12 protein-coding genes and 1 riboswitch are annotated in these 13831 nt (G+C 36.7%); all 12 genes read left to right on the top strand.

The genetic code is table 11. The annotated features are described in order from the left end of the window. Positions 1 to 109: 109 nt before the first annotated feature. The 12 genes from BTOYO_RS05205 to BTOYO_RS05150 all read left to right on the top strand — a co-directional run bounded on the left by BTOYO_RS05205 (position 110) and on the right by BTOYO_RS05150 (position 13738). Entirely contained in the window at positions 110 to 361 is a 252-nt protein-coding gene (locus BTOYO_RS05205; protein ID WP_001239739.1) for a YlmC/YmxH family sporulation protein, read from the top strand. 166 nt (positions 362 to 527) lie between these two features. Continuing rightward, positions 528 to 1430, top strand: a complete 903-nt coding sequence (dpaA, locus tag BTOYO_RS05200; protein WP_000954729.1) for a dipicolinic acid synthetase subunit A — start codon at positions 528 to 530, stop codon at positions 1428 to 1430. Next, entirely contained in the window at positions 1427 to 2026 is a 600-nt protein-coding gene (dpaB, locus tag BTOYO_RS05195) for a dipicolinate synthase subunit B (RefSeq protein ID WP_001049474.1), read from the top strand. Before dpaA ends, dpaB begins: the two co-directional genes overlap by 4 nt. A 150-nt stretch (positions 2027 to 2176) precedes the next feature. Then, complete coding sequence (asd, locus tag BTOYO_RS05190) at positions 2177 to 3223, top strand: aspartate-semialdehyde dehydrogenase (protein ID WP_000414844.1); 1047 nt, start codon at positions 2177 to 2179, stop codon at positions 3221 to 3223. A 23-nt stretch (positions 3224 to 3246) separates the two neighbouring features. Further along, positions 3247 to 4479 carry an aspartate kinase gene (gene dapG / locus BTOYO_RS05185; RefSeq protein WP_000692465.1) on the top strand — a complete coding sequence of 411 codons (1233 nt, stop codon included), beginning with the start codon at positions 3247 to 3249 and terminating at the stop codon, positions 4477 to 4479. Positions 4480 to 4490: 11 nt separating this feature from the next. Next, on the top strand, positions 4491 to 5369 hold the full coding sequence (dapA, locus tag BTOYO_RS05180) for a 4-hydroxy-tetrahydrodipicolinate synthase (RefSeq protein WP_000564769.1): 879 nt from the start codon (positions 4491 to 4493) through the stop codon (positions 5367 to 5369). A gap of 603 nt (positions 5370 to 5972) precedes the next feature. Continuing rightward, entirely contained in the window at positions 5973 to 7643 is a 1671-nt protein-coding gene (locus BTOYO_RS05175; RefSeq protein WP_000823093.1) for a ribonuclease J, read from the top strand. Between the two features lie 103 nt (positions 7644 to 7746). Further along, positions 7747 to 8496: a translocation-enhancing protein TepA gene (tepA, locus tag BTOYO_RS05170; protein WP_000139819.1), complete on the top strand. Its 750-nt coding sequence runs from the start codon at positions 7747 to 7749 to the stop codon at positions 8494 to 8496. Next, the gene (locus BTOYO_RS05165) at positions 8493 to 8696 is read left to right on the top strand and encodes a YlzJ-like family protein (RefSeq protein ID WP_000605018.1); all 204 of its coding nucleotides are present in this window, start codon (positions 8493 to 8495) and stop codon (positions 8694 to 8696) included. Before tepA ends, BTOYO_RS05165 begins: the two co-directional genes overlap by 4 nt. Positions 8697 to 8914: 218 nt before the next feature. Continuing rightward, a complete protein-coding gene (locus BTOYO_RS05160) occupies positions 8915 to 11299 on the top strand; it encodes a DNA translocase FtsK (protein ID WP_001118764.1) in 2385 nt (794 codons plus the stop codon). A 204-nt stretch (positions 11300 to 11503) separates the two neighbouring features. Next, positions 11504 to 11605: riboswitch (purine riboswitch) on the top strand. A gap of 233 nt (positions 11606 to 11838) precedes the next feature. Continuing rightward, positions 11839 to 12564, top strand: coding sequence for a GntR family transcriptional regulator (locus tag BTOYO_RS05155; RefSeq protein WP_000114182.1), 726 nt, complete (start codon positions 11839 to 11841; stop codon positions 12562 to 12564). A gap of 88 nt (positions 12565 to 12652) precedes the next feature. Continuing rightward, entirely contained in the window at positions 12653 to 13738 is a 1086-nt protein-coding gene (locus BTOYO_RS05150) for a BMP family lipoprotein (protein WP_000725766.1), read from the top strand. Positions 13739 to 13831 lie beyond the last annotated feature (93 nt).

Below are 13831 nucleotides of genomic sequence, written 5' to 3'. Positions count from 1 at the left end.
GAAAATAACCGTATCTCTTTTAAATGAGATACGGTTATTTTTTTTAGACATACAGAATAGGTACTAATAATGGATAACTTAAATTGAAAATTCGGTAGGGGGAGAGTGTATGCGATTAAGTGAATTAAGTGGTAAAGAAATTGTAGATTTAGAAAGAGCGGAAAAAATGGGGATTTTAGGGCATCTAGATTTAGAGATTAATGAGAGCGATGGACAAATACAAGCGCTTATCATACCTGTTACAAAATGGGGAGGTTTTAAAAAAGGACAACAAGAGGTAAGGGTGGAATGGAGAGATGTTAAGAAAGTGGGGCATGACATGATACTTTGTGATATATCTGACCATTCAAATTCGGAGTGAAAGATGGCCATTTCGGCCGTCTTTTTTTGTATATATAAAGCTGATAAATCATATGTGCTTTTTGTTTTTCAATCACCTCAAACTCGTACATTACATATGATGTGGAGGAAAAAGAAAAAGTAGGCACTTTTCTTATAAATGACAGAAAAAGAAGGTGAATTAGGGAATGTTGACTGAGATGCATATTGCTGTCATAGGAGGAGATGCAAGGCAGCTAGAAGTAATTCGTAAACTAGTTGAATTGGATGCGAAACTTTCATTGATAGGGTTTGATCAGTTGGATCATGGCTTCACAGGGGCAGCAAAAGAAAGTATACAAAATTTAGATTTTACTTCTGTAGATGCAATCATTTTGCCAGTTGCAGGTACAAATGCCAAAGGAGAAGTAGATACTATTTTTTCAAATGAAAAAGTTGCTATAACGAAAGAACAAATTGAAAATACACCAGAACACTTTACTATATATTCAGGTATTGGTACGCCTTACTTGGAAAATCTCGTATCTACTACAAACCGAAAACTTGTTAAATTATTTGATCGTGATGATGTGGCAATCTACAATTCTATTCCGACTGTAGAAGGCACATTAATGATGGTAATTCAACATACCGACTATACAATTCATGGGTCCAATGTAATGGTTTTAGGATTTGGTAGAACAGGGATGAGTGTTGCCAGAGCATTTCAATCATTAGGAGCCCACGTCAAAGTTGGAGCAAGACGATCGGAACATATTGCACGTATTACAGAGATGATGTTTTCTCCTTTTCATATGCAAAACATTGAGAAAGAAGTAGGAAATATGGATATTGTGATTAACACAATTCCACATCTCGTTGTGACAGCGAATGTTATTTCAAAAATGCCAGCTCATACGTTAGTAATTGATTTAGCTTCTAAACCAGGTGGTACCGACTTTAGATACGCAGAAAAAAGAGGAGTTAAAGCGCTATTAGCACCTGGATTGCCAGGGATTGTTGCTCCGAAAACAGCAGGACAAATTTTAGCGAACGTTCTTTCTCAGTTATTAGCAGAAGACGTAATAGCAAGAAAGGAGAATGGGGAATGAATTTAAAAGGGAAAAGAATTGGATTTGGGTTTACAGGTTCACATTGTACGTATGAAGAAGTGATGCCTCATTTAGAGAAATTAATTGCTGAGGGAGCAGAAATACGTCCCGTTGTTTCTTACACTGTTCAATCAACAAATACGAGATTTGGTGAGGGAGCAGAGTGGATTAAAAAGATTGAAGAAACAACAGGATTTAAAGCAATTAATTCAATCGTTGGCGCAGAACCGCTAGGACCTAAAATTCCATTAGACTGTATGGTAATTGCACCACTAACAGGAAATTCGATGAGTAAATTTGCAAATGCAATGACAGATTCTCCAGTATTAATGGCAGCAAAAGCGACGCTGAGAAATGGTAAGCCTGTCGTATTGGCGGTTTCGACGAATGATGCTTTAGGATTAAACGGGGTAAATCTCATGCGCCTAATGGCCACAAAAAACATCTACTTCGTCCCATTCGGCCAAGACGCACCAGAGAAAAAACCGAACTCAATGGTAGCTCGTATGGAGCTACTGGAAGATACAGTATTAGAAGCGCTACAAGGAAAACAATTGCAACCGGTTGTCGTAGAAAAATTCAGATATATGAATTAAAAAACGAAAAAAAACGGACAATTTTTGATGAAACCATCATTCTTACTGTAGAATATGATAAAATTAACGTTATTAAGATTAGAAGGGGTATTGTATACTCCTTCTAATTCTAAGTTATAGAAGGATTGGTATCTAGAAAGGGGCATAGTGATGGAAAAGCAAAAAACTTTTCATGTCGCTGTAGTTGGAGCAACCGGCGCAGTTGGTGAACAAATGTTAAATACTTTAGAGAAACGAGAATTTCCAATCGGGAAATTAACGTTACTTTCATCTAAACGATCTGCAGGTAAGAAACTTGTATTTAAAGGCGAAGAATTTACAGTTCAAGAGGCGACTCCTGAAAGTTTTGAAGGAGTAGATATCGCACTATTTAGTGCTGGTGGATCTGTATCGAAACAATTAGCGCCAGAAGCAGCAAAGCGCGGTGCGATTGTTGTTGATAATACAAGTGCATTCCGTATGACAGAAAACGTGCCACTTGTTGTACCTGAAGTAAATGAAAACGACTTAAAAGAACATAATGGTATTATTGCAAATCCAAACTGTTCTACAATTCAAATGGTAGTAGCTCTTGAGCCAGTTCGTCAGCAATATGGTTTAAAACGAGTAATCGTTTCCACATATCAAGCTGTATCAGGTGCTGGTGCGGCAGCGATTGAAGAACTTCATGAACAATCACAAGCAATCTTAAATGGCGAAGAAGCTAAGGCGAATGTTTTACCTGTATCAGGTGATAAAAAACATTACCAAATTGCTTTTAATGCGATTCCACAGATTGATAAGTTCCAAGATAATGGATTTACATTTGAAGAAATGAAAATGATTAATGAAACGAAAAAAATTATGCATATGCCTGAATTAGAAGTAGCGGCAACATGCGTACGTTTACCAGTTGTATCAGGGCATTCTGAGTCTGTTTACATCGAAGTAGAAAAAGAAGGCGTAACAGTAGCAGAATTAAAGAGCTTACTTGCAAATGCAGAAGGTATTGTTCTGCAAGATAATCCAGAAGAGCAGTTATATCCAATGCCAGCTACTGCAGTAGGTAAAAACGAAGTATTCGTTGGAAGAATCCGTAAAGATTTAAATAACGATAAAGGATTCCATCTTTGGGTCGTATCTGATAACTTATTAAAAGGCGCTGCATGGAATTCTGTTCAAATTGCAGAGCGCTTAGTAAAATTACAATTAGTGTAAACGGCTAAGAGAAGGTGCAAAATATGAAAATAATTGTTCAAAAATTTGGTGGCACATCAGTACGTGATGAAAATGGACGTAAGCATGCGCTTCATCATATAAAAAAATCGTTAGCTGCTGGATATAAAGTAGTTACTGTCGTATCTGCTATGGGCCGTAAAGGTGAACCGTATGCAACGGATACGTTATTAAGTCTTGTAAATCAAGAGGAATCTACTATTTCTAAACGTGAGCAAGATTTATTATTATCATGTGGAGAGTTAATCTCTGCAATTGTTTTCTCTAATATGTTAAATGAGAACGGTATAAAAGCAGCGGCATTAAATGGTGCACAAGCTGGTTTTGTAACAAATGATGACTTTACGAATGCGAAAATCGTTGAAATGAATTGCGATCGTATACATGAAGAATTAGAAAATCTAGATGTAATCGTCGTTACAGGATTCCAAGGGCAAACGAAAAAAGGTGATACGACAACACTTGGACGCGGAGGTAGCGATACTTCAGCTTCAGCATTAGGTGTTGCGCTTCATGCTGAATTTATTGATATCTTCACAGATGTAGAAGGTGTTATGACTGCGGATCCTCGTATTGTAAAAGATGCACGTCATCTTCAAACGGTAACGTATAACGAAATTTGTAATATGGCTTACCAAGGTGCAAAAGTCGTTCATCCACGTGCGGTTGAAATTGCGATGCATGCAAAAGTACCGCTTCGTGTACGCTCTACGTATTCTGATAGCGAAGGTACGCTTATTGCAGCATACGATGGTGCTACAAAAGGGCAGGATGTAGAAGAACGTCCTGTTACAGGTATTGCCCACGTATCAAACGTAACGCAAATTAAAGTACTTGCAAAAGAAACGGCATATGATTTGCAACAACATGTATTTAAAGAAATGGCAAACGAAGGCATTAGTGTTGATTTAATTAACATTTCTCCTACTGGTGTAGCTTACACAGTAAATGATAATGTATCAGCTCGTGCTGTCGAAGTGTTGAAACAACTTGGATATGAGCCAATTGTGACAGAGCATTGTGCCAAAGTATCTATCGTTGGAGCTGGAATGGCAGGAATCCCAGGGGTTACTGCGAAAATCGTTACAGCTTTAGCAGAAAAAGGTATTCAAATTCTGCAATCGGCAGATAGTCATACGACAATTTGGGTTCTTGTAAAAGAAACTGATTTAGTGGAGGCTGTAAATGCATTACATAGTGCGTTTGAGCTTTCAAAAGAAAAGCAACTGGAACAATAAGGAGTGAGACCATGATAGATTTTGGGACAATTGCAACTGCGATGGTAACACCGTTTGATATAAACGGGAATATCGATTTTGCAAAGACAACGAAATTGGTAAATTATTTAATTGATAACGGTACAACAGCAATCGTGGTAGGAGGAACGACAGGTGAATCTCCTACATTAACTTCAGAAGAAAAAGTAGCGTTATATCGCCATGTCGTATCTGTTGTCGATAAAAGGGTGCCCGTAATCGCTGGAACAGGTAGCAATAATACACATGCCTCTGTTGACTTAACTAAAAAGGCAACAGAAGTTGGTGTTGATGCAGTTATGCTAGTAGCGCCGTATTATAACAAACCGAGTCAAGAAGGAATGTATCAGCACTTTAAAACGATTGCTGAAAGCACGCCACTTCCGGTTATGCTATATAACGTTCCAGGACGATCTATTGTACAAATCTCCGTTGATACAGTTGTTCGTTTATCAGAAATAGAAAACATTGTTGCGATTAAAGATGCAGGCGGCGATGTACTAACAATGACAGCAATCATTGAAAAAACAGCGGACGACTTTGCAGTATACAGCGGTGATGACGGTTTAACGTTACCGGCTATGGCGGTTGGAGCGAAAGGTATCGTTTCAGTAGCATCTCATGTTATCGGAGATGAAATGCAAGAAATGATTACAGCATTCCAAGCGGGAGAGTTTAAGAAGGCGCAAAAATTACATCAATTACTTGTAAGAGTAACGGATTCATTATTTATGGCGCCAAGCCCAACGCCAGTAAAAACAGCGTTACAAATGGTTGGATTAGATGTAGGTTCTGTACGTTTACCGCTTCTTCCATTAACAGAAGAAGAAAGAGTAACGTTACAATCTGTAATGCAATCTATTCCTCGTTAATAAGAAATGACCTAGTGTGAAACTAGGTCATTTTTATTTAGATTAAATATACGTGAGTGGTAAAAACAGCATAGTTAATGAGGTGTAATAAGAAGGGGACGGCATAATATTGGTTAGAAATTGATTATAGAGATCATGTGTTTTTAGTGAATAGTGCTTTATATTTATATACAGAACACACATGTATATTTTTCCATTAATATCTTATATAAGTAGAAAAAATAATAGGTAGTATGTGGAAAAAAACCTCGCAAATTACAACCTCAATTTAGCTTCTTATATAGTCTTTCATATAATTTAACTTGTGTTCTATTTCTTGTATCAGGTATAATATGGCTAAGTAGCTTAGTACGGGTATGCTTAGCAAAATTGGAAGAAATTATAATTTAATTAAATTTTCATATCATATCGAATAAGATATTTGATTTATATAATGAAAGAGAGGTGAAACCTGGTTTAAAAAATATACAAGGACATGATATCGCATAACGGTAAGGACATTCGTCTTGGACGGTGAATATATGGTGGTTGTAGAGTTTCCCCTGGTGTCTCTACAATTTTAGTGAAATCAGTGTTTGCAAGATTTTTAAACCAGGCAACAACATGAAGAGAAAAGAGAATGAGTCTGTTAAAGTATTTGCTCTTGGTGGAGTAGGTGAAATCGGGAAAAACATGTACTGTGTTGAAATTGATTCTGAAATCTTTATTGTAGATGCAGGATTAATGTTCCCAGGAGATGAAATGTTTGGGATTGATATCGTTATTCCTGATATTACATACTTAGTGGAAAATCAAGAGCGAGTAAAAGGTTTATTTATTACTCACGGTCATGAAGATCATATTGGTGGAATTGTTTATGTACTTCGTAAATTATCTATTCCAGTGTATGCAACGAAATTAACGGTAGGACTTATACAAGAAAAACTTGGTGAAGCGGGCATGTTAGGCCGTGTGGACTTAAAAACAATCGATTCAAATTCAACAGTAGAGTTTAATACTACAACAGTGTCATTCTTTGGAACGACACATAGTATTCCGGATTCTGTTGGTGTTTGTTTCCATACATCAAAAGGTGCTGTAGTGTATACAGGAGACTTTAAATTTGATCAAACTCCAATTGGAAATAATGGAGCAGATCTTGGGAAAATGGCACAAATCGGAAATGAAGGCGTACTTTGCTTATTATCTGATAGTACAAACGCTGAGCGTCCAGGCTATACAGGTTCGGAAAAAGAAGTTGGTGTAGAAATTTCTAAAGTGTTCTACGGTGCAGAAGGTCGTATTATCGTTGCTTCATTTGCATCGAACGTACATCGTATTCAACAAGTATTTGACGCGGCTGCCGAAACAGGAAGAAAAGTAGCGGTAGTAGGACGTAGTATGGTGAAAGTAGTAGACATTGCAAGACGTCTTGGTTATTTAGATGTTCCAGAAGGTATGGTTATTTCATTACAAGAAGTAGACAACTTCCCAGAGAAAAAGGTAGCTATTTTAACGACAGGTAGTCAAGGGGAACCGATGGCAGCACTTTCTAGAATGGCGAAGCAAGCTCATAAACAAATTTCAATTCGTAAAGGTGATACTGTTATTATTGCAGCTTCTCCAATTCCGGGGAATGAAATATCTGTATCGAAAATTATTGATTTGTTATTTAGAGCTGGAGCTGAAGTTATTTATTACGGTGAAAGAAAAGTTCACGTTTCAGGTCATGGTAGTCAAGAAGAATTAAAACTAATGTTAAATTTAATGAAACCTAAGTATTTTGTACCCGTACATGGTGAGTTTCGTATGCAAAAAGCACATGCATATTTAGCTGAAGATGTAGGTATTACAAGAGAAAATATTTTTATCGTAGAAAAAGGCGATGTAATTGCTTTTGGTGATAATGAAGCAAACTTAGTTGGTAAAGTGCAAGCTGGTAATGTCTTAATTGATGGATTAGGTGTAGGTGACGTTGGTAATATCGTTCTTCGAGATAGAAAGATGTTATCTCAAGATGGAATATTAGTAGTTGTTGTAACACTTGGTAAAGATGAAAAGAAAATTATCTCTGGTCCAGAAATCATTTCACGTGGTTTTGTATATGTTCGTGAATCAGAAGCATTAATTGAGCGATCTACAGAGATTGTACGCATGATTGTTGAGCAATCAATTAAAGAATATTCAATTGAATGGTCTATGTTAAAACAAAATATTCGTGAATTATTAGGGCAGTTCTTGTACGAAGAGACAAAGAGAAAACCTATGATTTTACCGATTATTATGGAAGTGTAAAAAAGATCACCTTTACGGGTGATCTTTTTTCTTTTTAAACCCTATCGAATGAAATTTATAACTTAAGAAATAATAGTTATATACGAGTGAAAGGGGATGCGATATGACAGAACGTGATCGTTATACAAATGAAGAAAAAGAAGCTGGGCCGAAAGAAGTTCCGAAAGAAGCTTCAATAGTGGAGAAAATTCAACAGCTTGGACAAACGAATGTGCCGCAAATGAATGAATCACGTATTCATTGTTTAACAATCATTGGACAGGTGGAAGGTCATGTTCAGTTGCCACCGCAAAATAAAACAACAAAATATGAGCACATTATCCCGCAAATTGTCGCGATTGAGCAAAATCCGAAAATTGAAGGTTTGCTTTTAATATTAAACACAGTTGGAGGAGACGTTGAAGCAGGGCTAGCGATTGCTGAGATGGTAGCTTCGCTTTCGAAACCGACGGTATCTCTTGTTTTAGGCGGAGGGCATTCGATTGGTGTACCAATTGCAGTTTCGACTGATTATTCATTTATTGCAGAAACAGCGACGATGACGATTCACCCAATTCGTTTAACCGGTCTTGTTATAGGTGTGCCGCAAACATTTGAGTATTTGGATAAAATGCAAGAAAGAGTCATTCGATTTGTGACGAAACATTCGAAAGTAACGGAAGATCGTTTTAAAGAACTTATGTTTGCGAAAGGGAATTTGACCCGAGATATTGGGACGAATGTAATTGGTGGAGATGCAGTGAAGTATGGTCTTATTGATGATGTGGGTGGCATTGGGAGTGCACTTCAAAAACTAAACGAATTAATAGAGGCTCGCGCAGATGATAATGCAGAAGGAACGATGCTACAATGATTCTATATACAATTATGCCAGAGCAACTTGTATACCCTGCCGATTATTCGCAATGTGAAAGTCAAAAAGTTGTAAATATACATGGTGTTGAATTGATGGTTTCTGAAGAGGAACATGGGTGTTATTCTATTGTGCGTGTGTTAAGTACGAATCCATTTCACTACTTAGAGTATGAGCCTGGTCAGAAAATAACCTTTTAGCAAAAAGAAGGATTTTGTTCAGAAGCTATGGTATAATATAAAAAACAAGACGGTTGAGCAGCCATGAGTAGGGGGCTGCTTTCTTCTGTTTATTTAACATTTTACAAGAAGTGTAAAAATAGAAGAGATAAAGACCTGAAAGAATAGAGAAAACAGACATATAAGTAGAGTTTTTTTAGAGGTTGTCCTTATTTATATGTAGAACACGAGGTGAAGAAATGGCAAAACAAAAGCAAAGAGGGACGAAGGCAAAGGCAAGACGTACGATAAAGCCAACTCTATATTATGAAATCGTCGGTTTGGCTCTTTTTGCACTTTCAATCATTACGATTTTACAGCTAGGCGTTGTAGGGAAATCGTTTGTGTTATTTTTTCGCTTCTTCTTTGGTGAGTGGTACATAATTGGTGTGTTAGGTGTAATAGCTTTATCGGTTTCGTTTGTTATAAAACGTGGATGGCCGAACCTTTTAAATAAACGGTTAATCGGTTTTTATTTAATTGTATTGGCGATATTAATGTTCAGTCATATTACATTATTTAACCTTCTTACGAAAGATGGAGCAGTGCAAAATACTTCTGTTATTGTGAGTACGAAAGATAACTTCTTTCTTGAAATGAAAAAAGGGCCAGATAGCGTTCACTTAGGCGGTGGGATGTTTGGTGCGCTCATGTTCGCAACATGTTACTTCTTATTTGATGAAGTAGGAGCCTATATCATTGGAATTATTTTAGTTATTCTTGGAATACTTTGTATAACAAATAAGCATATTGGAGAAGTTCTTGCCCCGGTGGGTAGAATTCTTAGAAGTCAATTTCAAGTTATGCAAGGGGATTATAAAGATTGGCGATCAAAAAGGATTGCTGAACAAACAGAAAAGAAAAAAACAACAAGAAGTTCAAGACACGCACGTGCTGTGGAGCAAGAAGAAGTGATTGAGCCGATGGAAGAGATGCAAATTGATCCCCCCATTATTTCAAATTTCACTGAGAATTATCCTGTAAATGAAGAAGAGGATAAACGGATGGAAGAAGAACATGTAACAGATCCAATTACTTCACCGTTTATTGAAGAAGCTCCACCTATTGAAGAGCCTAAGAAAAAGCGTGGAGAAAAAATTGTGGAATCTTTAGAGGCGGAAACAAGTGCCCCACCGATGCAATTTTCAAATGTTGAAAATAAAGATTATAAGCTTCCTTCGCTTGATATATTAAAGTTCCCAAAAAATAAGCAAGTTACAAATGAAAATGCGGAAATTTATGAAAATGCTCGTAAATTGGAACGTACATTCCAAAGTTTTGGTGTGAAAGCGAAAGTGACAAAAGTACACAGAGGTCCTGCAGTTACGAAGTATGAAGTGTATCCTGATATGGGAGTAAAGGTAAGTAAAATTGTTAGTTTAAGTGATGATTTAGCGCTTGCTTTAGCTGCGAAAGACATTCGTATTGAAGCGCCTATTCCCGGGAAATCAGCTGTAGGGATTGAAGTTCCGAACTCAGAAGTTTCTATGGTAACACTTAGGGAAGTGCTGGACTCTAAGGCTAATAATCATCCAGAAGAGAAGTTGTTAATTGGTCTTGGACGAGATATTACAGGTGAAGCTGTATTGGCCCGTTTAAATAAAATGCCCCATTTACTAGTAGCCGGTGCGACAGGTAGTGGGAAAAGTGTGTGTATTAACGGGATTATAGTTAGTATTTTAATGCGTGCAAAACCGCATGAAGTAAAATTAATGATGATCGATCCGAAAATGGTAGAGTTAAATGTATATAATGGTGTGCCCCATTTATTAACACCAGTTGTAACTGATCCGAAAAAAGCATCGCAAGCTTTGAAAAAGGTTGTAAGTGAGATGGAACGCCGTTATGAGTTGTTTGCTCATAGTGGTACGCGGAATATTGAAGGGTATAACGATTATATTAAAGCGCATAATAATCAATCGGAAGCGAAACAACCTGAATTACCGTATATTGTAGTAATTGTGGATGAGTTAGCAGATTTAATGATGGTTGCTTCGTCGGATGTAGAGGATGCGATAATGCGCTTGGCACAAATGGCTCGTGCGGCTGGTATTCATTTAATTATTGCAACGCAGCGCCCATCGGTTGACGTTATTACAGGTGTTATTAAAGCGAATATTCCATCACGTATTGCATTCGCTGTATCTTCTCAAACGGATTCTCGTACAATTCTTGATGGTGGTGGCGCAGAGAAGCTGCTAGGTCGTGGAGATATGCTATTTATACCAATTGGTGCATCAAAGCCTGTTCGTGTACAAGGTGCATTTTTATCAGATGATGAAGTTGAGAGAGTTGTAGAATATGTTATTGGGCAGCAAAAAGCACAATATCAAGAGGATATGATTCCACAAGATGTCCCTGAGACAAAGCAGCAAGTTGAAGATGAATTATACGATGAAGCAGTTCAGCTCGTAGTGGAAATGCAAACAGCGTCTGTTTCTATGTTGCAACGTAGATTTAGAGTAGGTTATACGCGAGCTGCTCGTCTAATTGATGCAATGGAAATGAACGGTGTAGTAGGTCCATATGAGGGTAGTAAACCGAGAGAAGTGCTCATTAATGATGTACAAGAAAAAAGTTCTTAAAAAAGCCTAATTGTTTTTGCAATTAGGCTTTTTTTATATACTGTTTTTGTTATATACTATATCCAACAAGAAAGAAAGGGCTTACATTCAAGTCGGTTCTTTAGAATACGAATGCTATGAGTGTGCCTTTTTATAAATGTTCGATATTCATTGTAGAAAAATGTTAAATTTTGTTGACACGTATGAGAGCAAGTGGTAAGATTACTTCGAAAAGAATCACTGCCTCATATAATCTTGGAGATAAGGTCCATAAGTTTCTACCTGGCAACCATGAATTGCTAGACTATGAGGGGAAAAGTGTGTAACAAAGGATGTAAGGGATCTTTGTGCCGAACTTTTTCTCGAAAAGAGGAATGTTTATGGTGCAAAGTTTTTTTTATGCAGTAAAGAGTGAAAATTTTATCTAAAAAAATTATTAATATTTATTCGACAATTGTGTTTATTTTTAGTGATTAGTCATGTTTACTATGTTGTAAGTTGAAAAAAGAGAAAAGAAGTCTTACATCAGAGGTCGAATAATTGAAATGCGGGGGAGTCTTATGTCAGTAAAATCCGATAGTCGTCACCTATATTTACGGGTGATTGATCACATCAAAGAAAAAATTAAAGATGGGGCTTACAAAGAAAGACAAAAGCTGCCATCAGAGTTTGATTTAGCGAAAGAACTTGGCGTAAGTAGAGCTACTTTAAGGGAAGCATTGCGTATTTTAGAAGAAGAAAATGTTGTCATTCGTAGACATGGTGTAGGGACGTTTGTAAATGCAAAGCCATTATTTTCTTCTGGAATAGAACAACTTTCTAGTATTACAGATATGATTTCTAGTGTGGGGAAAACACCAGGAACAATCTTTTTATCATCATCTACAACAACTTTAACCGAAGAAGAAAAAGAGAAGTTTAATAGTGAAGATGGTTTTAATGCAGTGATGATTGAGCGTGTGCGTACAGCGGATGGGGAACCTGTTGTATATTGCATTGATAAACTTGCAAAAGAAATATTGCCGGATTTATCGGGCTACAATGAAGAATCATTACTTACAGTGATACATAATAACACGCATAAGCGCATAACGTATGCGGTTGCTCATATTGAGCCGATTGGTTACCATCCGAAAATCTCACCGATTTTAGAATGTGAGCCTGAAACAGCACTGCTTGTATTAAAACAAATGCACTATGATCAAAATGATGAGCCAATCTTATATTCTATTAATTACTTTAGAGCTGATAAGTTTAGCTTCCACGTATTAAGAAAACGTATGTAAGTAAGTTCCTTTTTAGGGAGGTGACAGCAAGAAGTAAGGGACAGCAGCGTAAGAAGAAATATATATCATTTTAGGAGGGGTTTCTAGTATGAAGAAAAAAGCAGGTCTTTTATTATCATTAACATTAGCAGCAAGTACAGTTTTAGGTGCATGTGGTAACTCGGATAAAGCGAGCAGTGACAAGAAAGACAGTAAAGACAATAAAGATTTCAAAGTCGGTATGGTAACAGATGTTGGAGGCGTTGATGATAAATCATTCAACCAATCTTCTTGGGAAGGGCTAAAAAAGTTTGGTAAAGATAACGATTTAAAGGAAAAGACAAATTATCGTTACCTACAGTCTGAAAAAGAAGCAGATTATATTCCAAACTTAAAGAAATTTTCAAAAGATAAGTATGATTTATCTTTCGGAATTGGTTATAAATTAGAAGGTGCAATTAAAGAAGTAGCAAAAGAATCTCCAAAACAACAATTCGCAATCGTTGATACTGTTGTAGATGCACCAAACGTAACAAGCATTACATTTAAAGATCATGAAGGCTCATTCCTTGTAGGTGCGGTAGCAGCTATGTCAACGAAATCGAATAAAGTAGGATTTGTTGGTGGAATGAAGAGTGATTTAATTAGTAAATTCGAAAATGGATTTAAAGCTGGTGCAAAGGCAGTAAATCCAAATATTGAAATCGTATCTGAATATGCAGAAGCATTTGATAAACCTGAAAAAGGTACAGTTCTTGCTTCAGCAATGTATGGTCAAGGCGTAGATGTAATTTATCATGCTGCTGGTGGTACAGGTAATGGTGTATTCACTGAAGCGAAAAACCGTAAGAAAAAAGGTGAAAACGTTTGGGTAATCGGTGTTGACCGTGACCAAAACCAAGAAGGTATGCCTGAAAATGTAACATTAACTTCAATGGTAAAACGTGTAGATATCGCTGTTGAAAAAGTAGCACAAGAAGCGAAAGACGGTAAATTAAAAGGCGGTAAAATAGAAGCGTTTGGCTTAAAAGATGACGGCGTTGGTATTGCAAAAACAACTGACAACGTGAAAAAAGTTAACCCTGAAATTTTAACAAAAGTAGAAGAGTTTGAAAAGAAAATTACAGATGGTGCAATTAAAGTACCAGCTACAGATAAAGAGTATAAAGAATATGAAGCTTCTCTAAAAAAATAAATAGAGAAATAGCAAAGGTTAGTTCATAGAACTAACCTTTGTATGTATAAAACTTCCGAATTGCTTAATAAGTTAATAGTGTAATAGGGGAAT

Source organism: Bacillus toyonensis BCT-7112, assembly GCF_000496285.1.
In the GTDB taxonomy this organism is placed as follows: domain Bacteria; phylum Bacillota; class Bacilli; order Bacillales; family Bacillaceae_G; genus Bacillus_A; species Bacillus_A toyonensis.
This window is presented reverse-complemented; position numbering and strand designations above follow the sequence as displayed.

What these genes read in the sequence shown, in the direction of transcription:
- BTOYO_RS05205 (WP_001239739.1), top strand. Translation starts at nt 110, where the DNA reads ATGCGATTAAGTGAATTAAGTGGTAAAGAAATTGTAGATTTAGAAAGA.
- dpaA (WP_000954729.1), top strand. Translation starts at nt 528, where the DNA reads ATGTTGACTGAGATGCATATTGCTGTCATAGGAGGAGATGCAAGGCAG.
- dpaB (WP_001049474.1), top strand. Translation starts at nt 1,427, where the DNA reads ATGAATTTAAAAGGGAAAAGAATTGGATTTGGGTTTACAGGTTCACAT.
- asd (WP_000414844.1), top strand. Translation starts at nt 2,177, where the DNA reads ATGGAAAAGCAAAAAACTTTTCATGTCGCTGTAGTTGGAGCAACCGGC.
- dapG (WP_000692465.1), top strand. Translation starts at nt 3,247, where the DNA reads ATGAAAATAATTGTTCAAAAATTTGGTGGCACATCAGTACGTGATGAA.
- dapA (WP_000564769.1), top strand. Translation starts at nt 4,491, where the DNA reads ATGATAGATTTTGGGACAATTGCAACTGCGATGGTAACACCGTTTGAT.
- BTOYO_RS05175 (WP_000823093.1), top strand. Translation starts at nt 5,973, where the DNA reads ATGAAGAGAAAAGAGAATGAGTCTGTTAAAGTATTTGCTCTTGGTGGA.
- tepA (WP_000139819.1), top strand. Translation starts at nt 7,747, where the DNA reads ATGACAGAACGTGATCGTTATACAAATGAAGAAAAAGAAGCTGGGCCG.
- BTOYO_RS05165 (WP_000605018.1), top strand. Translation starts at nt 8,493, where the DNA reads ATGATTCTATATACAATTATGCCAGAGCAACTTGTATACCCTGCCGAT.
- BTOYO_RS05160 (WP_001118764.1), top strand. Translation starts at nt 8,915, where the DNA reads ATGGCAAAACAAAAGCAAAGAGGGACGAAGGCAAAGGCAAGACGTACG.
- BTOYO_RS05155 (WP_000114182.1), top strand. Translation starts at nt 11,839, where the DNA reads ATGTCAGTAAAATCCGATAGTCGTCACCTATATTTACGGGTGATTGAT.
- BTOYO_RS05150 (WP_000725766.1), top strand. Translation starts at nt 12,653, where the DNA reads ATGAAGAAAAAAGCAGGTCTTTTATTATCATTAACATTAGCAGCAAGT.